31 protein-coding genes are annotated in these 25354 nt (G+C 43.1%); 11 read left to right on the top strand and 20 right to left on the bottom strand.

Annotated features, from left to right (window positions below):
• Positions 1 to 30 precede the first annotated feature (30 nt).
• Positions 31 to 873: an SDR family oxidoreductase gene (locus KHS38_RS13100; RefSeq protein ID WP_213488991.1), complete on the bottom strand. Its 843-nt coding sequence runs from the start codon at positions 871 to 873 to the stop codon at positions 31 to 33.
• 2 nt (positions 874 to 875) lie between these two features.
• Positions 876 to 1859, bottom strand: a complete 984-nt coding sequence (locus tag KHS38_RS13095; protein ID WP_213488990.1) for an aldo/keto reductase — start codon at positions 1857 to 1859, stop codon at positions 876 to 878.
• Between the two features lie 172 nt (positions 1860 to 2031).
• Between KHS38_RS13095 and KHS38_RS13090 the strand changes: the two genes are divergently transcribed.
• A complete protein-coding gene (locus tag KHS38_RS13090) occupies positions 2032 to 2928 on the top strand; it encodes a helix-turn-helix domain-containing protein (protein WP_213488989.1) in 897 nt (298 codons plus the stop codon).
• A gap of 232 nt (positions 2929 to 3160) precedes the next feature.
• Here the strand turns inward: KHS38_RS13090 and KHS38_RS13085 are convergent, their stop codons facing one another.
• The 7 genes from KHS38_RS13085 to KHS38_RS13060 all read right to left on the bottom strand — a co-directional run bounded on the left by KHS38_RS13085 (position 3161) and on the right by KHS38_RS13060 (position 7876).
• Positions 3161 to 3631 (bottom strand): DUF5677 domain-containing protein, encoded by a 471-nt coding sequence (locus tag KHS38_RS13085; RefSeq protein ID WP_349627930.1) that lies wholly within the window; start codon positions 3629 to 3631, stop codon positions 3161 to 3163.
• 538 nt (positions 3632 to 4169) lie between these two features.
• The gene (locus KHS38_RS13080; protein WP_213488987.1) at positions 4170 to 5219 is read right to left on the bottom strand and encodes a restriction endonuclease; all 1050 of its coding nucleotides are present in this window, start codon (positions 5217 to 5219) and stop codon (positions 4170 to 4172) included.
• A gap of 196 nt (positions 5220 to 5415) precedes the next feature.
• Complete coding sequence (locus tag KHS38_RS13075) at positions 5416 to 6471, bottom strand: DUF932 domain-containing protein (protein ID WP_249665392.1); 1056 nt, start codon at positions 6469 to 6471, stop codon at positions 5416 to 5418.
• A gap of 4 nt (positions 6472 to 6475) precedes the next feature.
• Complete coding sequence (locus KHS38_RS13070; protein ID WP_213488986.1) at positions 6476 to 6649, bottom strand: hypothetical protein; 174 nt, start codon at positions 6647 to 6649, stop codon at positions 6476 to 6478.
• Between the two features lie 4 nt (positions 6650 to 6653).
• The gene (locus tag KHS38_RS22370; RefSeq protein WP_283770004.1) at positions 6654 to 6782 is read right to left on the bottom strand and encodes a hypothetical protein; all 129 of its coding nucleotides are present in this window, start codon (positions 6780 to 6782) and stop codon (positions 6654 to 6656) included.
• 63 nt (positions 6783 to 6845) lie between these two features.
• Positions 6846 to 7463, bottom strand: a complete 618-nt coding sequence (locus KHS38_RS13065) for a hypothetical protein (protein WP_213488985.1) — start codon at positions 7461 to 7463, stop codon at positions 6846 to 6848.
• Positions 7464 to 7729: 266 nt separating this feature from the next.
• Positions 7730 to 7876, bottom strand: a complete 147-nt coding sequence (locus tag KHS38_RS13060) for a hypothetical protein (protein ID WP_213488984.1) — start codon at positions 7874 to 7876, stop codon at positions 7730 to 7732.
• A 181-nt stretch (positions 7877 to 8057) separates the two neighbouring features.
• Between KHS38_RS13060 and KHS38_RS13055 the strand changes: the two genes are divergently transcribed.
• The 3 genes from KHS38_RS13055 to KHS38_RS13045 all read left to right on the top strand — a co-directional run bounded on the left by KHS38_RS13055 (position 8058) and on the right by KHS38_RS13045 (position 9946).
• Positions 8058 to 9161 carry a hypothetical protein gene (locus KHS38_RS13055; RefSeq protein ID WP_213488983.1) on the top strand — a complete coding sequence of 368 codons (1104 nt, stop codon included), beginning with the start codon at positions 8058 to 8060 and terminating at the stop codon, positions 9159 to 9161.
• Positions 9162 to 9211: 50 nt separating this feature from the next.
• On the top strand, positions 9212 to 9505 hold the full coding sequence (locus KHS38_RS13050; RefSeq protein WP_213488982.1) for a type II toxin-antitoxin system HigB family toxin: 294 nt from the start codon (positions 9212 to 9214) through the stop codon (positions 9503 to 9505).
• Positions 9506 to 9580: 75 nt separating this feature from the next.
• Positions 9581 to 9946 (top strand): helix-turn-helix domain-containing protein, encoded by a 366-nt coding sequence (locus KHS38_RS13045; protein WP_213488981.1) that lies wholly within the window; start codon positions 9581 to 9583, stop codon positions 9944 to 9946.
• A gap of 48 nt (positions 9947 to 9994) precedes the next feature.
• On the opposite strand, the gene KHS38_RS13040 is transcribed toward KHS38_RS13045, so the two are convergent.
• Positions 9995 to 11512 carry a HEPN domain-containing protein gene (locus KHS38_RS13040; RefSeq protein ID WP_213488980.1) on the bottom strand — a complete coding sequence of 506 codons (1518 nt, stop codon included), beginning with the start codon at positions 11510 to 11512 and terminating at the stop codon, positions 9995 to 9997.
• 161 nt (positions 11513 to 11673) lie between these two features.
• On the opposite strand from KHS38_RS13040, the gene KHS38_RS13035 reads away from it, so the two are divergent.
• Positions 11674 to 12102 carry a helix-turn-helix transcriptional regulator gene (locus KHS38_RS13035; protein ID WP_213488979.1) on the top strand — a complete coding sequence of 143 codons (429 nt, stop codon included), beginning with the start codon at positions 11674 to 11676 and terminating at the stop codon, positions 12100 to 12102.
• Positions 12103 to 12659: 557 nt separating this feature from the next.
• On the opposite strand, the gene KHS38_RS13030 is transcribed toward KHS38_RS13035, so the two are convergent.
• From KHS38_RS13030 to KHS38_RS13020, 3 genes are all read right to left on the bottom strand, one after another.
• Positions 12660 to 12881: a hypothetical protein gene (locus KHS38_RS13030; RefSeq protein WP_213488978.1), complete on the bottom strand. Its 222-nt coding sequence runs from the start codon at positions 12879 to 12881 to the stop codon at positions 12660 to 12662.
• Between the two features lie 95 nt (positions 12882 to 12976).
• A complete protein-coding gene (locus KHS38_RS13025) occupies positions 12977 to 13306 on the bottom strand; it encodes a helix-turn-helix domain-containing protein (RefSeq protein ID WP_213488977.1) in 330 nt (109 codons plus the stop codon).
• Positions 13307 to 13891: 585 nt separating this feature from the next.
• Positions 13892 to 14233 carry a hypothetical protein gene (locus KHS38_RS13020; RefSeq protein ID WP_213488976.1) on the bottom strand — a complete coding sequence of 114 codons (342 nt, stop codon included), beginning with the start codon at positions 14231 to 14233 and terminating at the stop codon, positions 13892 to 13894.
• Between the two features lie 119 nt (positions 14234 to 14352).
• Here KHS38_RS13020 and KHS38_RS13015 point away from each other — a divergent pair, with 119 nt between their 5' ends.
• Both KHS38_RS13015 and KHS38_RS13010 read left to right on the top strand, forming a co-directional pair.
• A complete protein-coding gene (locus KHS38_RS13015; protein WP_349627927.1) occupies positions 14353 to 14892 on the top strand; it encodes a CHC2 zinc finger domain-containing protein in 540 nt (179 codons plus the stop codon).
• Between the two features lie 43 nt (positions 14893 to 14935).
• Positions 14936 to 15811, top strand: a complete 876-nt coding sequence (locus KHS38_RS13010; protein WP_213488974.1) for a nucleotidyltransferase family protein — start codon at positions 14936 to 14938, stop codon at positions 15809 to 15811.
• Here KHS38_RS13010 and KHS38_RS13005 read toward each other — a convergent pair.
• From KHS38_RS13005 to KHS38_RS12995, 3 genes are read right to left on the bottom strand one after another with little or no spacing between them, the layout of a single operon-like run.
• Complete coding sequence (locus tag KHS38_RS13005; protein WP_213488973.1) at positions 15805 to 16725, bottom strand: S-4TM family putative pore-forming effector; 921 nt, start codon at positions 16723 to 16725, stop codon at positions 15805 to 15807. The two genes, KHS38_RS13010 and KHS38_RS13005, sit on opposite strands and share 7 nt — an antisense overlap.
• Before the next feature lie 22 nt (positions 16726 to 16747).
• Complete coding sequence (locus KHS38_RS13000) at positions 16748 to 17167, bottom strand: type II CBASS E2 protein (RefSeq protein ID WP_213488972.1); 420 nt, start codon at positions 17165 to 17167, stop codon at positions 16748 to 16750.
• Entirely contained in the window at positions 17145 to 18119 is a 975-nt protein-coding gene (locus tag KHS38_RS12995) for a nucleotidyltransferase domain-containing protein (protein ID WP_213488971.1), read from the bottom strand. The genes KHS38_RS13000 and KHS38_RS12995 overlap by 23 nt, the downstream gene beginning before the upstream one ends.
• Positions 18120 to 18233: 114 nt before the next feature.
• Here KHS38_RS12995 and KHS38_RS12990 point away from each other — a divergent pair, with 114 nt between their 5' ends.
• The 4 genes from KHS38_RS12990 to KHS38_RS12975 are packed head-to-tail and all read left to right on the top strand — an operon-like array spanning position 18234 to position 20991.
• Complete coding sequence (locus KHS38_RS12990) at positions 18234 to 18896, top strand: sigma-70 RNA polymerase sigma factor region 4 domain-containing protein (protein ID WP_213488970.1); 663 nt, start codon at positions 18234 to 18236, stop codon at positions 18894 to 18896.
• 13 nt (positions 18897 to 18909) lie between these two features.
• Positions 18910 to 19236 (top strand): hypothetical protein, encoded by a 327-nt coding sequence (locus KHS38_RS12985; protein WP_213488969.1) that lies wholly within the window; start codon positions 18910 to 18912, stop codon positions 19234 to 19236.
• Positions 19187 to 20011 (top strand): ImmA/IrrE family metallo-endopeptidase, encoded by an 825-nt coding sequence (locus KHS38_RS12980; RefSeq protein WP_213488968.1) that lies wholly within the window; start codon positions 19187 to 19189, stop codon positions 20009 to 20011. Before KHS38_RS12985 ends, KHS38_RS12980 begins: the two co-directional genes overlap by 50 nt.
• Positions 20011 to 20991 carry a hypothetical protein gene (locus KHS38_RS12975; RefSeq protein WP_213488967.1) on the top strand — a complete coding sequence of 327 codons (981 nt, stop codon included), beginning with the start codon at positions 20011 to 20013 and terminating at the stop codon, positions 20989 to 20991. Before KHS38_RS12980 ends, KHS38_RS12975 begins: the two co-directional genes overlap by 1 nt.
• Here the strand turns inward: KHS38_RS12975 and KHS38_RS12970 are convergent.
• From KHS38_RS12970 to KHS38_RS12955, 4 genes are read right to left on the bottom strand one after another with little or no spacing between them, the layout of a single operon-like run.
• Positions 20988 to 23546 (bottom strand): hypothetical protein, encoded by a 2559-nt coding sequence (locus KHS38_RS12970; RefSeq protein ID WP_213488966.1) that lies wholly within the window; start codon positions 23544 to 23546, stop codon positions 20988 to 20990. The two genes, KHS38_RS12975 and KHS38_RS12970, sit on opposite strands and share 4 nt — an antisense overlap.
• On the bottom strand, positions 23543 to 24745 hold the full coding sequence (locus tag KHS38_RS12965; protein WP_213488965.1) for a hypothetical protein: 1203 nt from the start codon (positions 24743 to 24745) through the stop codon (positions 23543 to 23545). Before KHS38_RS12965 ends, KHS38_RS12970 begins: the two co-directional genes overlap by 4 nt.
• A 7-nt stretch (positions 24746 to 24752) precedes the next feature.
• The gene (locus KHS38_RS12960; RefSeq protein WP_213488964.1) at positions 24753 to 25145 is read right to left on the bottom strand and encodes a hypothetical protein; all 393 of its coding nucleotides are present in this window, start codon (positions 25143 to 25145) and stop codon (positions 24753 to 24755) included.
• The gene (locus KHS38_RS12955) at positions 25142 to 25342 is read right to left on the bottom strand and encodes a hypothetical protein (protein WP_213488963.1); all 201 of its coding nucleotides are present in this window, start codon (positions 25340 to 25342) and stop codon (positions 25142 to 25144) included. The genes KHS38_RS12960 and KHS38_RS12955 overlap by 4 nt, the downstream gene beginning before the upstream one ends.
• Between the last annotated feature and the right edge of the window lie 12 nt (positions 25343 to 25354).

Raw genomic sequence — 25354 nt, 5'->3', positions numbered from 1 at the left:
TGCGCAAAGGCGCTTTAAATCCAATATATTTTATTCAGTTGCCGGTTGAAGCGGACCATAGAAGTAGGATGCAGTTGCACCGCCATCGATCAGAAAGTCGGAGCCTGTTATAAAAGCCCCTGCGTGGGACAACAGCAATTCGGCGACATTGGCAACCTCGTCTGCAATTCCGGGGCGTCCTGCCGGGCTTTTAGCAAACATATTCTTATAAAAATCACCTCTCGGCCCGTTGATCTCATCAAGTGCAAGCGGGGTAATAATTATACCAGGTGATATTGCATTGATCCGTGCACCACGTTCGCCCCATTTCACCGCTTCTGCCATCACGCGCTTACCATTGGCTCGTTTTGCCATTTGATATGCATGAAGGGTATCCTTGATATTTTCCGTCTTTAGTAGTTCCAATTGCAGGAGTTCTTCTGTCGGCGTGGTGGCAAGCAACCTATCCTCCTCAGCAGTTAAAGCAGGCATTCGGAAGCCGGATTGGCTGGAAATCACAACACCTGTACCACCAGGTTTAATTACCTTGCCGAACTCTTCCAGCAAAATCGAAGTTCCGTATAGGTCAACCTTTAATATTTGCTCAATGGAAGCCTGACTTGGCGAAACACCTGCCGCATTAATGAACATGGCGATCTCACCTTCTTGTTGCGCTGCGTTAATCAGCTTAAGGACTGATTCTCTTGATGAAATGTCTACTTCATGCTGAATTACGTCGAAACCTGCTTCTGTCAGCGTTTTAGAGATCGCCTGTGCATTTTCTATTTTCCAGTCAGCTACAATTGTTTTATTGCCATAACCCATTCGTCGGACAATGGCCATACCCAATTGACCGGCTCCGGTCAGTACGATTACATTGCTTGCCGTTTTCATAATTAACGTCCGTGGTTATAAGCCAAATGTTGCGGGTACCGTTCGCCGACAACCTCAATATTGCCCAATGCTGTTTGTATATCTGTCAGGTCCTGGTCGCTTAACTTCACGTTTACAGCTGACATATTTTCTTCGAGTCTGTTGATCTTCGTAGTCCCGGGGATCGGTACGATGTAAGGTTTTTGTGCAAGCAGCCAGGCGATAGCCACCTGTGCGTTTGTCACACCTTTTTCCTTTGCGATTTGCGTTAGCGCATCGACCAAGCCCTGGTTAGCCTGACGGTTCTCTTCAGAGAAACGTGGCACCACGTTACGAAAATCGGTTTTATCAAAACTGGTCTTGTCGTTGATGGCTCCGGTTAGGAAACCTTTACCCAGGGGACTAAACGGCACAAACCCGATATTCAGTTCTTCCAATAACGGGAGAATCTCTTTTTCCGGTTCGCGCCACCATAAAGAGTACTCGCTTTGAAGTGCGGTTACGGATAAAACGGCGTGCGCTTTGCGGATGCTCGCTACACCAGCTTCCGACATGCCGAAATGCTTCACCTTGCCTTCTTCGATCAATTCTTTTACGGTTCCGGCAACATCTTCCATCGGTACATTCGGATCAACTCGGTGCTGATATAGCAAATCTATTCGGTCAGTTCTTAGGCGCTTTAAGGCAGCTTCCGTATGTGCACGGATATTTTCCGGACGGCTATCAACGCCGTCACTGGTCTTGCCGTTCTTGAAGCCGAACTTGGTGGCGATCACGACTTCATTGCGGAATGGCGCTAATGCTTCGCCCACCACTTCCTCGTTCAGATAAGGTCCGTAAGCTTCGGCCGTGTCAAAAAAGGTAACACCCACCTCAAAGGCATGACGGATCAGTTTAATCGCTTCGCCTTTTTCTGTTGCAGGACCATAGCCGTAGCTCAGGCCCATGCAACCCAGCCCCAATGCTGATACTTCTAAACCACTGTTTCCTAATGTTCGCTTTTCCATAGTGATGATTTCTAATTTTTATTGTTATCAGAATGAATGATACAAAGGTCAGCTCTGCCGATGACTAAAAAGTTATACGGATTACGGTAATGCATACCATTTTTACTGATGCGCCTGGGCGGCTGCTTTAAACCCAAATGGAAGCGATAACTTTGAGGAAAGAATAATGGTTATGGAAGAGATAGTCAGGTTTGATACCGTAGGTCAGTACTCGGCTTACAACAACAATGAAACGCGGCACCCCCTGGTGAACATAGTGGATTTGTCCAAAGCGCCGCGCCGGTTTCACAAGCGTATGCATATGGGCGTCTATACCATACTGCTAAAAGAAGTAAAATGCGGTGATCTGCGTTATGGCTGCAACTACTATGATTATGAAGAAGGCACGCTGGTGTTTTTAGCGCCGGGACAGGTGATCGGCGTAGAAAATGATGGCGAGCTTTACCAGCCGCAGGGCACAGCGCTGGTCTTTCATCCCGACTTTATTCATGGCACGACTTTGGGCCGCCATATTCAGGAATACTCGTTTTTCTCGTATGAGGTACATGAGGCCCTGCACTTATCGGAAGCAGAACGAAAAGTAATCCTGGACTGCATTGATAAAATTCGGACGGAATTGCAGCATGCCATTGATAAGCATACCCGCAAGCTGATTGTCGCGAATATTGAACTTTTGCTTGGCTATTGTACCCGGTTTTACGACCGGCAGTTTATTACCCGCGAGATGGTTAATAAGGGAATTTTGGAACGCTTTGAAAGCCTTCTCAATGAATACTTTCAGTCCGATAAACCGCAGACAGTCGGTTTGCCCTCGGTTGCTTATTGTGCCGAACAACTGAACCTCTCGGCCAATTACTTTGGTGACCTGATTAAAAAGGATACCGGTAAATCAGCACAGGATTATATCCATACTAAAATTATGAACCTGGCTAAAGAACGGATTTTTGATCCGAATAAATCAGTACGCGAGATTGCTTATGAGCTGGGGTTTAAATATCCGCAGCACTTTACCCGTTTGTTCAAACAACAGGTCGGCCTATCACCAAACGAGTATCGGACACTGAATTGATATTAGCTACGCTTGTACTTTACATAAAGTACTTTATTGGGTGGCTTGGCTTAAAAAGTAATGCAAATCAACAATTTCGTAACTTTTTGCCATGTTAAGGTAACTAACCTTCATTTTTGTTTTTAAGGGCAAATCATAAGCCTTCTTTTTCTCTTTTTTCTTTTGAAAATGCCAATTCAACTAATATAATTCTGTTAAACCTTTTTGATGTTTGGCTCCTTAGCTTCATCATTTAGGGATTAAGCTTTAATAATTCTTTTAAGAAATTCATAAAAAGGTCGCTTGGCCGCTTTATATTCAATTCTTCGAATGTGACCAGTTCAGGGTAAAATGCGTCATTGAGCAATAATTTTTTAATCTCTTTAAACTCTTTCAAGATGTCATTTTCAAAACCCATCTGCTTTTTGAATGAGTTACAGAATTCTAATAGCAAATAAGTACTATAGAACTTATTGAACTGATCGTAGTATTTGTAGAAGTTTTGTGTAGAAAAAACTGTCGGCCCTGCCTTTTTATACCAACCCATTCTAAGAAGTATGTTTGGACTAAAATGAACCATTCGTGACGTTGCATGATATAGGAAGTCATAAAGGTGTTTGAGTTGTGCATCAATGGCCATATGCTCTACACTTGGGAACAGTCGATCTTTATTTAAGCCGTTATTTTTCATCAAATCTTTCAACTCGGCCTCGCGAGTTGTAATTAATGCGTCCAGATTTTTGAATAGAGGAAACTACCGAAAAGGAACCGTCTTCTGCAAAAAAGATTTTTGAGCAAGCATTGAGTGAAGTAGTAGGTAAAACATGTAGCTTTCGATTAGTTGCTCTTTATCATTTGAGAAATGTTTACCAATAAATTTTAGGGTAATCAGGTCTTCACATAAACCACGAAGGAATGGTGAGTGAAAGAAACTATTCTTAGGTGATCGATTCTTATATAAAAATAAATTGAATTCTAATGCCTTTGCAAAAGAAGCAATGAGCACAGACTGGTAAACGTTGGTCTTCAAATCAAGAGAAGGAACCGAATTATAGTTTTGAAAATGCTTTTGAATAATCAGCAGATGATTCTTTATAGACGTATTATCAATCATAATTTAATGATTTAAGGTTTTATAAAAAATAATAAAAGTCCCTTTGCACTCGCTGCAAGGGACTTTTAACCTAAACCTTATCACAATAGTCAGACGTTCGCCTGACTGTAGGGGGCAAATTAATATTTTTATTTATTTGGACAGCGAATTATTTGAAGACGGTTCTTTTGGATTTGTCACAATCCCAGTCAAAGCGGCCTATCGCTTTTCCATGCGATTTAAAGTATATTTCCTCATACGGCATGCCGTCGTAATCAAAACGGCAAATAATATGAGGCTCGGTGTACCGGTTGTCTCCTTCAGGTTTTAATTCAATAATGTCTTTGTAGGCGATTCTTCCAATTTGCTTTGCTTGTATCACTGTGAAGTTCGGGTCGCTCAGTCGTTCATCCCTGCTGTTTAAAATAGGTTCCCAAAAACCATCCTTGTCCATGATCACATCCGCGCCTAATGCTGCGCCAAGCCAGAACTCTATGCCAGTCTCATAAAGGTCATAGAAGTATGTGCGGTAGTAAGGGTTGAACTGTCCTGGAAGTAATTCTGGAATGTTAGGGTAACTGGTGTCATCAATAGAACGGATTAATACCCTATCAGAAATGAACTTTGACGAAGGATCGTTCATCAGTTGCTCACGATTTTGCGGATCTTTAATGAATTCCAGGTCAAGAAGCTCCTTTTTAACCCGCTTTTCCATTTTTAGCCCAGCTTTGAGATTTTTGATATTAAATTGTCGCTGAACATGGATGCCCTGACCAAAATAAATCAGTAACAAGTCCTGGTACTTCTCATATAGTTTCGCTTCCAGCGTTTGTCCTGTCCAGAGTTCTACACTGCTAATACCTTTTGAAATTGCGTAAGATTTAAGATACTCAAAATTAGTGCGACTGATATCACAGGCTATGATCACCCAGAGCACATCAGGCTTTGTTGCATTAGCTGCCACTTTATCGACAAGTAGGGTAATATCTCGTTTCACAATAGTAGCATAGCGTTTACATTGAATGTAATAAGTGATCAATTGATCATTATCTTTTCTTACTCCAATGATGTCTACTCCGCCATCCGTTCCTTTTCTTCCAACAGGAACTAATTCTTTCCACGAGTAATGTCTTGAAATGATATTTAAGCACAGGTCCTCAAACCGCAACGGATCGAGGTCATTGAAATGTAGTCTATTGGTCGTATGTGAAGGGTTCATCAAATTGTTTAAATCGGGTTCAAACAAATTTAAACAACGTGATGGAAATAATAAGTCTTCATCCGCCCCCTGTTTTCACCAAAAATCATCAGCAATCAGGGAAACAGGGGGCGTCTTCAAAAGGGCGGGCTGTCGCCCGCCGTCCGGCAATTTTAAAAAAGGGGGATTCTTCCCCCTTGAAAACTTTAATTATAATTCAGCGCTTCACCACCTTGCACCGCAAAATCCCGGCAAAGGTTAAAGGCGGTCTGTGCGCGTTGTTTGACTGTACCGTCCATAATCGATTTAAATTTCGCTTCCTCACTTTTGAAGCTACGCACATTTTGGAATAGCCTGTTACGGCGTTGTAGGCACCAAACACCGTTCCTGCGGTGGTTTCAATTTGCTGCGTCGGACTTCCTAAAGCGTATTCATAAACGCTGTCTACCATGTTGGTGTAATGCGTAGATAACTGGTCCAATTTGCCTTCGGCTAAGTTGTCCAATACTTCCTTGTTCGGTGCCATCGCAATTTGTATCAGTTTTTTCACCTCGGTATCCCTAATACGCACCTTCGCCCACTGGTTAAACAAGCCTTCCATTTCGTGGCCTAAATCCCTGCTGATGCCCATGAGCGTGTGCGCCTGTTTCAGCCGTTCGGCTGCGGAGGCGGTATGGCGTATTTTAATCGCGCCTGAGTGGTTACGCATGGCAGCGTTAAGCGTATTGTTGCAAACGATCCTGATCGGCGTAAATGCTGCGGTAATACTGCCTAATCCAGCGTGCGAGGTGGTCAAAAACAGATACTGCTCTATCCAGTCCTTAACACCAACCCGGATATAATCGGGCAACTTAGCAGTGATAAAAACCCGTTCGCCGTTGCCTAATGCGCCTGCGGTCTCATATTGGATGCCATCGCCACCGCCAACAATGGCATCAAAGAAGGAAAAAGCATCACGGTTTTGTACTACTTCATAGTCATTGCCAACAACCCCTAAAACCTGGTCGGTGTCTGCCCTGACGGTGGCAAAGAAATTAGGTACTGATATTTCATGTATGATAATATCGTCGCTGCCCTCGCCTAAATGGTTAGCCGTATCATAAGTGAACAAGAGGCGTTTCTCTACAATGTAATCCAAACCCGCGTGTTGTATTGCTTCGCTGCTGGTGGGGTAACGGTCAATAATCTGCCCTAAACCGTGCCAGGCCTTTTCCTTAACGCTCATAAAGCTGTGTTTGCCTGTCTTCTGATTGAAATTGATCTGATGTGCCATGATGTTAATTTTTAGTAGTTTTTGTATTGAGTGGAATGATCTCGGTACGCAGCACCTGTACATTTTCGGTGCTGGTAATTTTTACGTCGCTGTTTTGCAGTTCTGCAATAGCGTCATATATGATAGGGTGCGTGGTCTCGATGGTAACCTTGACCAGTAAAAAAATCCTGTCTTCCATTGCCTTAGTTTTGATAGGTGTTCAAAAAATCGCTGAGTTCCATTTGAAACTGTGCGGGGTTCTCCTGTGCCAGTTGTTCGGCATAACCTTCCCAGAATATCTGGTCGGTCAGTTCTATAAATTGCTCGTACATGGGAATTGCTGTTTTAATGAAACTTGGAAAACACCCCCGACTTAAGCCGGGGGTGTTTATTGGTCAGGCATTTGGGAAAACGATGTTCGCCTCAATATTCGCCAGTTTTTCATGGCAGGCATCAAAGATAAATTGGGCTACCATGCGGATCAGGTTAGGCGTATTGGTTACGAACTCCCGGCGTTTATCGTCCTGAATGATCAGTTTACAGCCTTGGTAGGGGTTACTTTCCAGTTCGTCGTTTTCTTCCTGTAACTGTACTTCAAAATCCTCTAAGGTCTTGATACGGGCAATCAGCGCTAACCGCTGGATAGACAGGCGGTGCAAGTCGTTCACCGATTTTAAAGTCTGCTCTAAATTGAGCGCGAACTTTTTAGGCTCAAATTTTACTTCTTCGGTTTTTGCTGGCTCCGCTGCCTGCCCTGCTTTTACTTCTTCGGCGGCGGTTGTATTTGCAGCGTTAACGGGTTGGTGATCCACTGTAGCGCGGCTATCGGTCTTAGCCTGGGCAGGCGCAGTTTCCGCGGCTTCTGCTGTTTGGGCGGGCTTTTCATCTGTAGTGTTTCCATCTTGTTTAGCTTCTTTGCCGGTTAAACTCGGGCGGTTCTGTGTTCTGTTCGCTTCGTTCGCTTTTGCTGCTGTACCTTGTACACCGTTTACATTTTTTTCTGCAGTTTTCATCTTAAATGAATTTCTAAAGGGTTAAAAAACTTTTGTTTAGCTTCCCTCTTTTCCCGAAGACTTCCTTAAAAAGCTATTTTTCGAAAGAAAAAACGGTAAAAAAGAAAGTCAAAAGAGCGGTCGTGAGCCAGAGCGGGAGAACTATAAGTCCCGGAGGGTGGCCGAAGCAAAGCGCAGGACATTATGCGTTCGTACGTGAAGGCTGACCGAGATTGACGCCGCTTTTGTCCGTTTTCGTTGGAAAATAGCACCTTAAAAGTCGAACCTTAACTCATCAGCAAATGCAGGAATGCAGGCAAGGGAAGGTTTTCCCGGCGGAGGGTAACGGAGCGGGTAAACGAAGCGAAGTCCGGCATGATGCGTTTGCAGCATTTTCCTGAATCATCTTTGGTCAGCGGATGCTTTTGCAGCATAGCAAAAATGCAGGAGCCTTATGTTCCAAACTCAAAACCTGTCAGTGATCGCAATGGCATCCTTTGAAAAAGATATAATGAAGAGCCCGTCCGAAGGGACAGCCAAATCAACCAACATAAAAATTGATGCTATATGCACTTTTGATTATTTTTAATCAGATAATCAAAAAACCCGATGCGAATGGCTGCAATGAGTAATAAACAGGAGCTTTATTTATCGTATTTGCTTAAGACCATTGGCTTCCAGTCAAACGATGATATAAGAGAATATATAAAACTCCTGATCAATCATTATGTCAGAAGAGATTATCATCTATCTGGCAAACCGTTTTGGAACTACTCGGATTGCATAAGCATAGTCAAACAAGAGGTCGACATCAAAAGATTTAAGTCTATCAATGAGAAAAAGCTAACAAATGCATTAACTGCCAGTGATCTTTCCGCTTTTGGTTTTTGTCCGGTATCATATGTGCTCAACCGAAGTTTCGAAATTGAACATCCGACAAATCAGAATGAACTTGAACTTGGTACAGAATTTCACGGACGGCTAATAACTGCCAAAAGGAAATATGTCAGGGACACGGATAATGAAGATCTTTCTTCAGTGGAAACCTACAATAAGCGCATTCTTACTGTGATCAGTTCCAGCACCCTTATCTATGCAGGCCACAAGGAGAAGAAGCCTTTCTATAACCTTCAGGAGAACTTTTGGGGCGATCCGGATTATATTTTTATGGATAAGACCGGTACCAGGTTCGTTGTTGAAGAGAAATTCTCCTATAAACATGACCCTGCCAGGCTTTCGGAGGATGAAAAGAGCTATGACCGGTATCATCAGAACGACCGCGATCATGAAGCGGACAAAAAACGAATGGACTGGAAATATAAGAAAGTGCATTTTTATGAAAATCACATTCTTCAAATCTATTCTTATATTCGAAATCACCCCGATGGTGTGAGGTATGGTTATCTCATCTATTGGTACTATGATTTTGACGAGTCGGGGCCTTATATACATAAATACGACGTCAAAGATATCTTACCAACTGACAGTTACGAACAAAAATATCAGGAGGTAAAATCGGGTATTGAAGCTCTGAGCGAAACTAAAGCTTGTCGTATAGAGGCGTTAGCTATAAATCATAAAAAATGTGTGAGGTGTTCCGTAAACAAGTATTGTGGTCACAAAAGCAAACGATACAATGATCTCACGTTTCCTTATCATCGTGGTTTCTTAAGGTTATACTTAGCTGATTTCCCAGCCGAATTAGTTAGTCGAAGTTAATTTTTAGAATTTCTAAATTTTTTTTAGATTTGTGAAACAAGAAAAGGTCTATGGTTGTCATCAGCTACGGTACTTTACGGGACTTCTTTGAAATTCACGCGGATGCTAAAGACGCTTTGAATAACTGGTACCGATTGGTGAGCCAGGCGGATTGGGCTAATTACCATGAAGTGAAGTCCATGTTTAACACAGTGGATGCCGTAGGTAATGACCGCTTTGTATTTGATATCCGGGGAAATCATTATCGCATCGTGGCAATGATATTTTTCGATATCAGAACGGTTTACATCCGGTTTGTGGGAACCCACAAGGAGTATGACCGGATCGATTGCTCGACGATCTGAGAGAACGGGCACCATAAACCGCCTATGGAGAAAGGCGGCAGAACATTCAACGAATCTTTTTGATCAAAGGGACTGATGAAAGAGATAAAAAACGAAGCCGATTACAAAGCTGTAATGGCGAAAATCGACGGCCTGATGGCCAAGGGAAGCGATAAGGTTTCCAAAGAAGAACTTACAGAGATCCGTTCGCTGGCGCAAGCTGCACAAGGCTACGAGCAAGCAAAGTATGTGATCGAAGCACCTACCACTATTGTAGGCATGATCGAAATGCGCATGTTTGAAATGAAGCTCAAACAACGCGAGCTGGCTCAAAAACTGGACGTCAGCGATGCGAAGCTTTCCCTGATCATGAACGGCAAACAAAAGCCTGACGTTCCTTTTTTAAAAGCAGTTCACACTCAACTGAATATTGACGCCAACTTTTTATTAGAGCATGCTTGATCATCGAATGCAATCACTTAATAGCAGCCAGCAAGGCGGCGTGGAAATTCACCGCCGCCTGCTGTCGCTGCCTGCTGGCGGTACCTCGGGAACAATTTTATTTTTGATGAACTGGTGATACACTTGTTCGATCTTGTTGATCAGCTGTTGAACCTTATCTTTCAATAACTTCACCGACTCTTCATCGAGATTGAATTCAGGTTGGTAGCGGGCTTCAGAATAGCCCCTCTGTAAAAGATTGAATAACTGCACACCTTCCGTAGTGTTGAGTTCCAGTGCGCGTTTGATCTCGTCCGTAAACAATAAAGTAAGTTTGATCATTCTAGGAAGGTTATGACCAGATGTTCGGTAGCCCAAGATGGCATGAATGATACCGATTAGGCTGCTCTCAGCAGCCTGATGCAATGAGAAAAGCGCCAAGGCATAATGATGCTCACCTAAATATTGGATTGCGCCTTTCATAAACGCTTTGCCTTGTGCCCCCCACCTGTTCCAATCTTTCTCCGCTTCCGCTGCCCACACCTGGTCATCAACAGCCTGTGTGCTTAACAAAGCGGTTTCCGGCGCGCTGAACACGGTCAAACTATTCGAAAGAATAATATGCAAGAAGCGATCGCCTTGCTTTATAGCCTCAGTGGCAGCACCCAATTTTTGGACGAAAGCGAATATCCTTCCCAAAAACCTGCAGTGATCCTCGATCTTATTAGCTATTTCATGCTCAGGCAGTTTTACGCTATCATCCATAATGACGAACAAGAAATATATGGAAGGCTTTTCGCTTTTTCCGACCAGGTAGATCAGGCTCACGCCGGGTAAACGCTTAACAATTAGACTCCTTATTTTCTGCATTGCCATCTTGTGCCCACCTTTTAATTGCGGCATGTTAACTTTCAAGGACGCCAGCAGCTCATCATCAATGTTAGGCGTCAATTGCTCGGTCTTTCCACCACCGCCCCACGATTGATGGGTAAAGGTGCGATCCGTTTCCCGCTGATGGATGAGCCATGTGGCGGAATATAGCTTACGGATATTATGATAAACATTGATAATTTCAGCTGCCCGGATCGTTTCGTCAGCGGCATGCTTATCCAGTGCTGCCTCCAGCCAATATTTTAAGTGGTCACGGTATACCTGCGGACTAATCTTCTTGAAGCATTTTTTAATTGCGCTATAAGGGTTGGCCAGTTCCTTTGCGGTCAAATTCTCTGGGAAATAGACCCAATCTTTCTTTTCCAATACAATCTGCTCCTCTCCTGCCTTCTCTAATGGCGGCCACTTATCTTGATGATGAAGCAATAAGAGATAGGCCGCTTCTGTGAGCCGCACATGCTGTTCATAGATGAATAGTAAATTACTAGGACCTTGACGGTGCTTGTAACATTTAGCGTTCATGACATAGTGCCGCCATTCTTTCAAATCCTGCCTATGATCATTCGGCCATCCAGAACCAAAGAAAACCCTGATGACAAGTAATGGATCCATAATCTCATTAAAGCGCAAATGTTTGGGATAGTGGTCCCACGGTGTGATATTGCCTGCATATATACTCATGGTGTCGTGCCGCATGGTTGCCAACAAGACAAAGGACGGAACAAGCCAGCTTCTAACCTATTCCTGTAGTTTCTAAGCAAGAACTAAAGGAGGATAAATTATGCCTGTAACAGCCTGTAAAATTAGATACCCTCAAACTTAAAATTTTATACATTTGCTTAATCAACCATTTTGTCATGAGCACCGCTACCGATACACCAAAAAACATACATCAGGGCCGTAACGTCAAACGCTTTCGCGAAATGCTGGGGTTAAAGCAAGAAGCGCTGGCTGTCGCTTTAGGTGGCGACTGGAGCCAGAAGCGGGTGTCTTTGCTGGAAGGAAAAGAGACCATTGAAGAAGATATTCTAGCTCAAGTGGCGGCTATACTAAAGGTACCTGTTGAAGCGATCAAGAATTTGGATGAGGACAAAGCAGTAAACATCATCGCCAATACTTTTACTGACTTCAAGGACAACGCGTCCGCAATAAACAATAATTGTTCGCTTAATTTCAATCCGATTGACAAGGTATTGGAGCTCTTTGAAGAAAACAAGAAACTGTATGAGCAACTTCTCTCCAGCGAGCGAGAAAAAGTTGCAATACTGAAGAGAAAAAGGGAATAAAATTCTTATTAAGAGATCGTCACCTAGTTATTAGTTCGCTAATGTAGTCTTGACTTTGAGATCATAAACTGATAGCTGTACAAATTAATAATCCTCCCTTACTTGAGGTAGATTTTAAAATGGTAGCCTGAAACGTCAACTCAATCTCCTAACTCTACAACCAAAAAAAGTAATCGCATAGATTACAATTTTGGCCCCATTCTAACATGCTATAGAAGGACAAGTCACGTAACTTTACCTTGATCAAATTGACCACGTAGGCCCACATGAATACCCTTTCAATTTTCTTGCGCGTGCCTGAAGCGCCGGTTGATGACTGAATGGTCGCAAGGTTCAGACCGCAAGCGGCTCTATTCCTTATAATTTGACTTGCATCTATCAAAGCCATTTCTGAAAAAAATTCGACTTCGGAGGATTTCTTTTTATCCCCCCGGGCTGACCTCAGAAGGAAGGGCAAGATTCCGTTGTCGGACAACGGTTTATCTTGCTGATTGCTCAAAAATGCAATCTCGTCCTTTTGCAAAGTCCTCGATTCGGATCTGTTTAACATCAATGACTTAAAACGACTCGCTGTAAAATGGGGACTGCCTCAACCTACGTTTCAGTTCTTGTCGATGATTATAGATCCATTCAGCTGCACATACTTTCCAGTTGTAAATTTTGCCGCCGGTTGGGGTCTTCCACCCGCGGGCATTCTGCTCATTGAAGAACCTCTCAGCCGATTCGCCTTCGCCTTTTTGATCAAAATAGATCGCCAAAACCTCCTTATTAGGCGGCATGGTAGTTCCCAAGCCGTCATGGACAGATGCAGGATTTCTACCGCTTTTCCTGACATCTCTTGGCAGCTTGGGAACCGTGCGTTTAGCCTTGCGTTTCATGCCATCTTCATCTGATCGTTCAACTTACCGGAAGCCATCAGCTTTTCAATTTCTTCCGAATTGTAGTAGGTGATACCTCCTAATTTTGTGAAAGGAATCAGTCCCTTATCCCGCAGATATTGCAGTTTACTTTCGGACAGCCGAAGCATCTTTTTGATCTCAAAAGCTTTCAGCCACTGGTGGCCCGGCTGGCCGGATTGTTCTTTGAGCAGCTTTTTAATGTCAATGATAAGCTGCTGTTTAAAGTCGAGCAAGTCTTGAACTGTGATGAGCTGATCACGGTTTACTTTAGGAAAGTCATGCCCCTTTTCATTTTTATTTGCCATAGCTTAAAATTTAGCAACAGCAAATGTGAAGAAGTCAAAAATAAATTTATCACACCTCATGTACGAGGTAGGATGTTTTATAGCTGAAATACAGGATGGAATTCAATGGTGAAAGCTAGATAATGTTCAGTTATCCTGTGTTGACCAAACCAAATCATGTTTAATATTAAGAATAAGCATTCCGTACGTCGCCAAACGATTAGTCAGGCACTAAACGATATCAACAATGGCACCGAATGACAGATACATACATTTCCAAAGATTGCGGATTGTTGATGAAGTGCAGGAGCATGTTGTCGAAGTATTACGGAAAACTTCGCTAAAACGGTGCAAATAGAGACCGATCCTCTTAAACAGCGAGGGGAAATGAAACTGGTGCATGCATAGCTTCATGACACTCCAATTCAAAACGAAACGGGGTGTATATAATTCAAGTTTTATTTATTTCGTTCTTGATAATAATGGCAGGTGCAACTGTTATAGCCATTACATCGCACTCAAATAAAATGAGCACCAAAAATTCGTTGACAGTTTAGATATCAGCGATCACTTATCTTCGAAACAAATCTCGAAATCATAACTATTTTAATTTTTAATAAAATCTAATAAGCCTGTTTCCTCAGCGATATCGTGTTGGAGTTTAGCCAGCGGGCGGCGATGAAAATCTTCGACGTCCATATAATTTCCGACAAAATGCCGGTAAAGCTGCTCTTTAGTGTCAAACAGTTTACTTCCATGAGTAGATTCCACTTTTGCCCTTCGAAGATACTTTTTTGAGTTGTTGGTCATTTTTTTGAAAATCTCCCGCGCGGTCTCCGAATCTATTTGATAATTTTGGGCCACTTTGAAAACCTTCATCGTTTCTTCGGCGCGAGTAAGTTGTTGCGAGGGTTTACCGACGACTTTCATGTCTACCGGTATGTCCATGTTGAAATCTTTTAAGAAATCCCTCAAATCGATTCCGGTCCTGAAACGGATTAGGTCATGATAACCTCCTAAGTAAGGATGAATATGCTCTGTGAGATTAAGTACTTTTTGCCCTTTCAATGAGGAATTATAGACCTTACAGCTGGGTACCAGATTGTAAAATGAAAGTGCGAGGTAAGGATATCGCCCGCAAACATTTAGTAATGAAAGATAGTCTATGCAGATGCCCTTTTCACAAAGGCCCGAAACCTACAATGACATTAAATCCCGAAAAAGGCACCTATAAATGCAGCGTCTGCGGAGAATGCGGCGATACGTTCAGCCTGACCATGAAACTGGAAAGCTGGACCTATTTCGAAGCCTATCAAAAACTCGCCGGTCGGCTGCGCCACGTCGAAAAAGGCATTGTGTATGTCTTAGAACTGGCAGATGATTGCTATTACATCGGATACACCCTCGACCTGCCCAACCGCCTCAACCTGCATTTTAACGGCAAAGGCGCGTATTGGACCAAACTACACCCGCCTGTAAAACTGGTGGATGTGTACTACGACGTCACCATGGCCGAAGAAGACCAGGTCACCGAACAATACTTTGAATGGTTCGGCCGCGAAAAAGTCCGCGGCGGGTGGTATGTGGGTGCGGATATGGATAGTTAACTTTTAATAAAAAGACATTAAATTGCATGACTAAACAATCACGATGCCTAAAACCGTAGCCCAGGCGTTTCAGCTGTTTCTTTCGACCTTGCATCCGACAAGCGGTGAGCATTTAAAGGGAATTTCGCATCGTGGTTCAGTTACGAAGTGTCTGGAGAATAATTGGGCACGAACAAAGCTTTTTGAAACAGGTTCGTTTGGTAATGGTACGGGTGTAAGACATTTTAGTGATACGGATTATTTTGCTATTTGCCCTGAAGAAGCTTTTTATGATAATTCAGCGACTACTTTGCGTTATATGAAGGAGACGCTGCAGCGCACTTTTACACAAACGGTGATTGAAGTCCGGACATCGGGGGTGAGGATTTCTTTTGGAAGGCATGCATCTGAAATTTTGGAAATTACACCGGCTTGTTATGATCGATTAGTGTCTACGCGGGATGTAAAGAGGAGAAGTTATTTTATACCGGATTATGAGGGTGGCTGGATGGTGTCTTGCCCGTCTGCCCACAATGCTTATGTAGAAAAGCAGAATAAGCGCTTAGGGGGTAAATTAAAGCCACTAATCAGGTTAGTTAAAGCCTGGAAGTTTTATAACAATGTACCGATTACTTCTTTTTATTTGGAGTTGAGGGTGACAAAGTATGCGGAGAAAAGATCGGCGATTGTTTATGATATTGATATACGCAACATATTTAAATTGCTTTGTGAGCAAGAACTGCCGAGGTTACAGGATCCAATGGGATTTTCAGGATATGTGTGGCCATGTAAAACAGATCCGAAGTGGCAAAGCGCTTATTCAAAATTAACGACCGGTTTTAGCCGCGCCATTCATGCTTGCCAATATAGGACGTCCAGGCCGGATGTTGCTATTGCTTATTGGCAAAAGTTCTTTAATGGTGATTTTCCTGCTTATTGATTTCTGTTAGCAATCGCTTCGTTGTATTCGTCAACTAATTTTTGTGCAGCTTCGTTCATCGTGAGTTCGTTGTCGGTGCGGGATTTTTTGTAAAAGAAATCAAAAATCAGTGGTGATAATGTGCGGTTATCGTAGATGCCGTCCTGGATACGACGGGATTCGCTTTTAAGTTCAGGGTCGGCCACGGTGCCGTTAAGGATGTCGCGCCAGACCTGTTCGATATAATTAGATAGCTGCTGCAGGCGGCAGTTCATGTCAATGTTATCGTTGTACTGTTTAATGGCGAACTGGAAAAAGGGTACTAAGGCGCTAAGAATTAATATGAGGTGAACAGTTTCAGTTTTGGCAAAGAAGCAGCCTGATAAAATGAGCACAAAGATGCCCATGATGATATATTTTATGCGCTGGCAGTATTCCTCGCGGAGCTTTTTATCCCACCAGCAGCTGGAACGCTGGCAGATGATGCGGGCGATAGGCAGGCCGACTTCGCTTATGGCCGAGGGATACCAGTCTTTTATTTTTTCAATATTAGTGGCAATTTTTTCATGTGCTTTGTAGTACCGAAGCACGGTTTCCACAGTGATCTCACTTACAGTTTTTAATTCAGAGTAACTTAATTGCAGTACGCCGCAATCAAACATTTCCTGGATTTTAGCGGCTTTTGTCTTTAGTTTTTTGATTTGTGGATCGATCGCCAGCAAGTCTATGGCAAAAATAATAAAACCGTACCAGGCGATATAAGGTGCCCAGCTTTCAAAGGCAATAGCAAAACAGGCTAAAACGACCGGCAATATAACTGTCAGTAATGCCTGCCAGGCAAAAATGCCTTTAGCTGCGCTGTATAGTTCGCGCTGCGCGGCCAGGCGTTGTAAGGCGTCTGGTTTGTTTTGCCGGGTTAGAATATCATTTTTCATTGCGAGGCTTAAAGTTAAGTAATTATTGCAGCATTGGACCGTGGGGTACTTCCGGGCCGATCCAGACGTGGCCGTTTTGCAGCCAGTATTCATAAAAATAGATCCAGCCGGCCGTCCAGCCCATGATATCATGGGCAATAAGTTTACTTTCGGTCCATTTAAAATTGTCGCTGTGGTATAAACATAACGAGCCGCTACCTGGAAAAATATGCGGTGCGCCTTCGACCGGTAAAGGGTCAAGGATAAATATTCGCGGCCGGTTATCGCCGCGGTAAACCACTTGTACGGTATACACCGGCAGTTCAGGTTTGACCTGTAACTGACCGGTGAATACAATGTCGCCCTCTTTATTTTTCTTTGCGGTAAACTGGGGATACCTGGCACGCATGGCCTGAACCTGAATGGCCGGATTGTAGGGTTTAATCTTCTGATAGGCCGCCATGGTATCCTTTTGATGCGCCGATGGCAAAACCGGCAGTTGTTGATAACGCACCCGAGCCAGCAACTTTAAGTGTACCCTCGCTAATTGAGCGAGCAAAGTTTTTTGCTTCCTCTGGGTCTATGGTCGGAAACTCCTTGCCAAAAATGTCTTTCCACAGTAGTAAAGCGTCGGTCTCTTTGTTATCTGCACATTTTGCCGAAGCTTCGTCTAATTTTTTTATTACGGCTTTGATGTGGTCAATAGCGCTGAGGTAATCATTATTAGATTTCAATTTGGTTGATAGCAGGTAGTATTCTGCATTTTTGAACCAAAGCTCAATGCCTTCACGGTAGTTTTTAAAGTCGTTCAATATAAAAATATTGATGGCCACTTCTTCGATATGGTAAGAAGGAATGAGTTTATCCAGCCCACGGTTCCAGTGTTTAACAGCTTTAATGATTTGCTTGACTTTGTAATTGCGCTGTTTATGCACGGCTTCGAGATTATCATACAATTGCTCGGGATACGTATAGGTCCAGCCACTCAGGTCAAAATTGGGTATTAGATAACCACCACCCAATTGCTCAAAGCTGGGCATGATATCAAAGTTCTTATCGGATAACCTGATGGTCACACAGGGCCTGTCCTGTTTCACTTTGCTCTCGTAAATGCTAATACCATCGAGGTATTTTTTGAATTTGCTTAGTACGGCCTGCGGCTTTGGTAATTGTTGATATTCATCCTCCCAATCAGCGCGTTTGAGCACGCTAAAAATATCAATATCGTCCAGTGGACGAATGATGGTGTCGCGGTCGTAGGAGCCATTGGTAAAGTTGCGTTCCACAAAAAGACCGCTTTCCTTATCCATGAGGTAACCATACATATTATCTAACGAGGTTTTAATACCTTCCTCTTGGCGGTCAGTCACGCAGATATTTTCAACGAACTGATTAATAGCTTGTAATAATGTCATGAGCTGAATATTTTTTGTATGTTTAAATATTATTGCGCAGGATCAACCGCCCTGCATAATGACTAGCAAAAGCATTACCAATGGTTTTTGGTATGTCATTATGACTGCCTTATTATGAGCTGGAAAGAATTGGAGCATGAATCGACGGCCGACCTGATTGAGTATATCAGGTGGTATAACGACCCGGAGTTAAAAGAGACTGCCGAGGACGCTTTCCGTGCATTTTGTTTTCGGTTTCAGTTAGACTTGGCTAAAAAATGCGAAGTTATTTGTACCAATCTGGGATTCGGGAAGGATATCGCCCATGATCTTGCTTATCGGACTTTCGAACGTTTTCTTAAATACCCCAGATTTGATTTTGCAAAGTCCCGGTCAAAAGATTTTGATACGGGAGTGCGGATATATCTTTATGGTATCGCGCAACGGCTGTTACTTAACCTGGCCAAAGAGCAGGATCAATTTTCGCCGTATAGCGGTGATGAAGGTATTATCTATGAATTAATTCCTGTAGAAGATCTGCCGGTTAAAGCAGAACAGCGAAAAGAAGTGACGGCGCGCTATGAGCTGATCAAAAAAGCGCTGGACCGACTGGGTCCGAAACATAAAATCATTTATCTGACCTATCAGCGTTATCAGGAGAAGGGCTTTAAATTACCACGGCATTTGACCGAAAAGCTCCGAACGGAATTGGGTTTAACCCAAGCCACGATTCAATTCTACAAAAAGGAAGCTTACGATAAAATTCAAGAATATTTAGAAATATATGCCTCAAAATAAAACACATATGACCATGGAATTGATGTCGGAGTGGCTGGCCTCGACCGGTTTTCTGTTCCCGACGAATGAGTTGGAACTTGCTCGTTTTGAAAAGCTCTATGGGGATGAAGCATCTGTTATGAGCAACTTTGAGGTGGATTGTGATCGGATATTCGGAAAAACGCTGACCGCAAAGGTTGTTAGCTTTGAACCGGAAGCTAAACCGGAAGACATTGTACCATTAAAAATGGTCGCCCGTAAAGGCAGTAACCTGCCTAAACATATCCAAGACAAGATCAAAAAGAACCAGGATGAGCGGAACAGTGGCGCTAACAGCGGTCCGGAAAAAGGAGCTGAATAAATTGGCGGATTTTGTATCGGGAATGTTTTCAAAAGGCAATGTGACGCTGCTAAAGGAAATCACCGAATATGAAGCGCTAAATGTATATGTCGACCATTATGAGGATTGCTTTGATGGCATGCTGGTGTATGATGAAGATCAGTTTCATATTCACCTGAATGTTGACCGACGAAATGATTGGGATACGAATCGGGGACGCTATAGCCTGAGCCATGAGCTTGGCCATTATTATATTAATGAACATCGGATAGGATTACAGACCGGTGTATTGGAACCCCATACCTCATTTGCTGAAGCGGATAAAAATGATCTGATCGAACTGGAGGCCGATTATTTTGCGGGCTGCCTGCTCATGCCTTTCTCAAAAATCTATTATTTTGATGGTGTCCGGAAGTTCAGTCTGGATAAGATCAAATCCACAGCGGCGAGTTTCCAGGTTAGTTTGCTGGCCGCGGCTATTCGTTATTGTGAAGTTTGTCCGCATGAATTGATGATCGTCGTTTCAGAAAACAACCGGGTGAAATGGTATGAGCGCAATGAACACTTCCCGCAATGGCCTTTTCGTTTTAAAGTGCATGGTAATTTGCCGCCAACTACTGTGGCTGGGGAATATTTCACCAAAGCCAATAGCCGCTTTGAAAGTATCGAAACTGTTAAACCCGATGATTGGTTCTATCCTTTTACGGGTGATTACCGTGCCAATCGAGAAATGAATGAACAATGTTTTTATTCAGATGGCTTCGGCTATGTGATCAGTTTATTATGGTTTAAATAATGCAGGTCGTTAGAATCATTTATCAGGGTTTTAATAAAACCACCAATCAATACGCTAATTGCTTCATGTTGGTACGGCGCGAAGATTTTTCGGTCAGCTATGTCTATGAAATATCGGTTGCGGAATGCTATCCGATCTGCTCTGATATGCATCTGGATATTCTGATCGAACAGGCTTGCCGCCAGGAAGGAGGAGAATTTTGGGCAGCTTATCAGAAAGCGGTTCATGAAGGCTATTCGCTGACTTATTTTGCACATCCTTCAGGTAATAGGATGCCAGCCATGATGCCACGCTTTTCCGAGGCTGACTTTAACACATTGCTGGAAAAGATTCCTGAATGCAACATAGAAACACCAGACTTCAGAATGGGCAGTGTAATTATGGAATTAAAGGATTTGCAGCACGAATCGCTGAAAAATAAGGACAGGCAAGCGAATATTGCAGCCCTTTTCAAACCACTTTCCAAAAATTGTATCAATTTAGATCCGCTTGCTGATTATGGTGAGCTGACTAATGCCTATCATCGACTTATTCAAAACTCTATTCACAACCACCTGAAAAAAGCGTCCTCACAAATTAAAACCTATCGGAAAACAGAAACGATCACGGCTGGTGGTATGATCTTTTTAAATACCGGGATGTTCAGCCTGCCTCACGAGTTATTCAAAACGCTCACGATTGACCTCTTAAACCGGCGAACCAAAACTATAGAATTTGCGTTTGTCTTTTCGCAAATCATGCAAGGCAACGGCTTCGACCAATATGCAATTTTTCAAGGCGAATTTGTCGGAAATGTCCCAGAATCCGTCAAAAGTCTCCAGCAAAAAATCAACGCCCTCATTAACGAGAAAATGACCCAAATGATGTTCGACCCTGGCCAATCGCTGACGCTCGCCGAACAGCAACCGATCTCATTCGAAGAAAATGGCCAGATCTTTTACTGGAATCCTGGACCAGTGCCTGATTCGCGATTTCACTAAAACTCATCCTGTCTGTCGCGCTTATTCATAAAATCAATCCAGTGTTGTTTCGACAGGGCAATGTCGTTGATGATTCTAGCGGTCACCGGGTATTTTGAGCCTAGGTTTTGAGACAAAGCTTTTAAATGAACAACCTCACTGGAATCACTGTCATAAGAAGCAGTAGCGGGTCGTATTCTTACTTCGCCAGCATGACGATTATAGTATCCTGAAAAGAAACCCTCGTTCAAATCTGGATAATCATAAGACTCGATAATCTCGCAAATTTCTGGATGTGGCCAATCACTGCCCGGCACTTCAGCACGACCAAGTAACTTACCGATTTCACGCGTACCATGCTTTTTCCTTTTTAAAATGGAACATTGCTCAAGTGCATCAGTAATGTATTGCTTTAGTACTTCAAAATCTGCAGTGCCGTCTTTGGTCAAACCAGGTAATTCAATCCAACCATTCAGCACCGCATCGGCATTTTGAGCGCGGCCTTGTACATTTTCAGCCGACATCCCTTTTATTTCTTCTTCAGGCGTACCCTCTTCTGGTATGTAAAGAAATTGCACCAAACGCGCGAAAAAGTCCGGATGTTTGTTTAAGTTATCATAGAGATAAGTTATCAAACTTTTCTCATGGCCGTCTTTTTTAAGCAATTTGAAATAATACCATTCCATTAAATGCATTTGATCTGGATCATAATCTGCAGCCAGGAGGTATTTGTATAGCTTACGAATTTGATATTCTTGTGATCTTAGGGGCTTATCGGTTTCTGTATTATCGGCCACATAACCAATTAATGTGGCTGCAACGGTTTCCGGTTTGAGCCGTTTCTCATCATAAATGCAATTCAAACTTGTCGAATATCGTTTATAACTATTCAAGTGCTGAATGACCGCATCGTTGTTCTCTGCCGAAAACCAAGGATGATAGAAGCCGGTAAAAATGACCTGCCAATAAAGATCATATAGTGCCGTATTTTGTTTTTTAACGGATTCCCAAATCACAGGACAGGCTTCTGTCGCCAAATAAAAAGCAATTAAATGCTGATCAGCTAATTTACCAGTGAAATGTTTAACCTGTTTTTCAATCCAAGTAGTGCCATGTTCTTCGGCAAAGCCAGATATATAGCCGATGACCGCTCTTTGAAAGTTCTCTCCATCCTCAATTTTTAGTATAACGTCAGTGTTCAATTTCTTATGGACTTTTGATAAGGCACGACCCAGCCAAAACGGATATTTCACCTTAGGAATCATCTCATATACGCTTTCCAGCCCACCATCTTTAATGATCAATCCTATTGCTTCAGTCCTTTTTTTTGCTGTTAATTTTTGCTGCTTTTCCCAATCATCGCCAGTAGACCTGCTTTCAATATACTCGGCATTGAAATAACTGATGTATCGATCAGCGGCGGACCGATTTATTTTGTCATAAACTTGCTTTAGTGCTGCTTGGTGTTCGCTACTCAAACGCCAGCTACTATCTTTTTTTGTAGCAGCGGCGTGAGAACGCATGAGCGTGTATAATCTTTCTCGTAAATTATCACTTTTGGCGGTGTCGAAGTCAATAGTAAGGATCTTTTCAATGATTTTGTCCCGCAAAAAGCCTTGATGATCGTCAGCCAGTTCTATGACCCGAACCCATTTTTGCGGGTCGCTGCCAGCCAACTCCAGTAGCTTATCGCAATTGAAAGTTAAGCCCTCTATATATTCTGCCTGAGATACCTTGATTTGATAGCGCTCTCGCATACGCCAAACAGGTTTATGGGTATCCATGGCTACTTCGCTTAATTGAGGTGTGAGGCTGATGATTAAAGACAACGCCACGTCGGGAAAACGTTTAGCCAAAGTGTTGAGCAATTCCTTACGATCTTGGTAAGTGGCAAAGGTTTGCGGGTACCACCAACGGAAAATACTACTGAGCGTATGGGCGGGGCGATTGGCATAGGCAGTACCTTTGTCCAAACGTATTATTTTTGCAAGTAAAAAAGTCACCCGGGGCAGTAATGATGCATCCCATGCTAATACTTCCAAGGCCCACAAAATATGTGTATGATAAGGATGGCTCCATAACCCCGACTCCTGGTCATTAAAAAGTTCGGCGATCAATTCGGGGTGTTTTTGCACCAAATCCTCCATCTTGCCAAGAAAGGCCTGCGGAGCCGCTTCGGCAAGAATATCAATTTTACTTTCTATGGTCTGCCAGAAGCGCAATTCTTGAGCATTCAGTAATTTTCGTACGATTTGATTGATCCAGGCATGAAGGTCGATAGAAGTGTTAATGCCACTGTCCTCGCCAAAAATGCTGAGCAGCGCTAGTGTTTGCGATATTCCGGTCTTGAGCCATTTCGAATACTGATCTTCTTTTTTATACAAACTGGCGGCTACTCGTAAATGTGGCTCTAGATCTAAGGTCGGGTCATGAGCTGACATGACGGTCAGGAACAAAGATTCAAACAGTCGCAAATCTTCTTCTGTGATATATTTACCGACAATATACAAAAGGTCATAAGGTGATACCGCTTCCCATTTATTAGCGATTTGAGTTACTGGAGAACCGGTAATCAAGGTCCATTTTTTAATTTGGATTTGTAAGCGGAATAATCATTTCCTGAAAGCGCAGTAATCGCATCATGGTCACCTTTTTTCTCGTCATCAAATTTCTGGACAAAAAATAAAGGAATTAGCTCATTCTCGTCGAAGCCGGCCGGCCAAATTACCCTGCCGGCCTGATCGGATAGCAACCGACGGAGCACATCATAACTTCGGCCGCAGATTTTTGACAAATTATAAGCTTCCGGATGTGGGACGCCAATGGCGATCAATCCTTGTGAAAAATAGCCACTATCTGGAATTTGCAAAATGATATCACGTGACCTGACTTTCGCCCGGTTACTGACGATGGATATAATGTGATTAGCAATATCGCCGAGCATTGTAATGGTTTCATCATTTACCGGCATATAAATGATGACTAAGCCTTCCTGTAAATCATTAAGTTGCTTCAGTACCGAAGGCTCACTAACGATCACGCATTTACTGTATACAAGTATTTCTTTGTCAGCGTTTGCCGAAAGCAGGGCAGCCAAAACGAATGCTGCACCCTCTTCCTTCGATGCAGCTTTTAATTCCAGCGCATCGAAATCATCGGTCAAAAAACCAGCCAAACGTTCCGCGTTTCCGGTTCTTCCACCCAAGACAAATTCGGGTGTGAACACGTATTCTGCATGTCGCGTATAACTTTTCCAAAATTCTTCCGCCCCGATGACTTGTTCGGTCATTATCTGTAATTCGAGGCATAGCCATCGCGCTACAGCCGGAGAATGTTCAAGCCACATTTCCAGGTCATCCGCATCATAGATCAAGATGCCTTTCCAATGAGATGATGACTGACATTCCTTAATAATGCTTTCACGATCCCCTGACCATCGACGAGGTGTCACAAATACAAAAATCTCATTTAACTGCTTTTCCCGAGGCGTTTCTAACGTCCGTTTGGTAAAGTCTTTTTTAAATTTCTTTTTGTAATCACTATTTCTGCCCCATTCCCAGCGCGATACGCCAGCAGGGAGCAAACGATTTTTTTCAGTTGAATGGCATACTCCATCCCAGCCCGGTTTAAAAATACTGTCACCCGCCGCTATATAAAGGTCGGGCCATTGTTTGACCGAGGCAACGATTAATTTACGGATCAATAAAGGCAAATCACCTTCAGCGGTCCTGGTATCGGCCCATCGTTCTAAGTGTGTCGCAGTAATCCAACGCATCCGATAATTATAGATTTGTCGGATCGAAGCGAACCCTGATGGTTCCATTCCAAATCTCATTAGCGCTGCAACCGCCAGCTTTGATGGTCCGGGCATGTTCTTCGGTGAGGCGACGAACGGTTTCCAGTGATAGATGCCTCACGCTAAAATCAAAATAAGAATCCGGGGCAGCCGTATCAAGCTTTTCTTTAAAGGAGCGCATCTCCGCTTCGCCGGCAGGCCAGCCAACTGATAACTCTACTGAATCACTACCGGAAATAGGCTTCAGATAAACAGTGTAGCCGTTATCTAAGGTGAAACCACAAATGATTAACGGATCGTTTTCACGCCACACATCTGTTTCCAACAGGTCTTCAATCTTGACGTTTTTCAATAATTGTAATATTTCGGTTCTGGTCATATAGCTGCATCGTAAATTTTAGTAATCACATATTTTTTGTCAGGTTTCATATTATCTGCAAGCCAGGCTTTTGCCGACTGCTTGTCTGGATGCGATGGCCCGTAAGGTACAATGCTTTGCAAAGGAAAATTTCCCGATTCCTTTTTTACCTCGTCCAATTCAAGCTCAAAAATTTTATACCAGGTATTCAACTTCATCTGTTAAATTTA

It is taken from the genome of Mucilaginibacter sp. Bleaf8 (assembly GCF_018390515.1).
Lineage (GTDB): Bacteria > Bacteroidota > Bacteroidia > Sphingobacteriales > Sphingobacteriaceae > Mucilaginibacter.
This window is presented reverse-complemented; position numbering and strand designations above follow the sequence as displayed.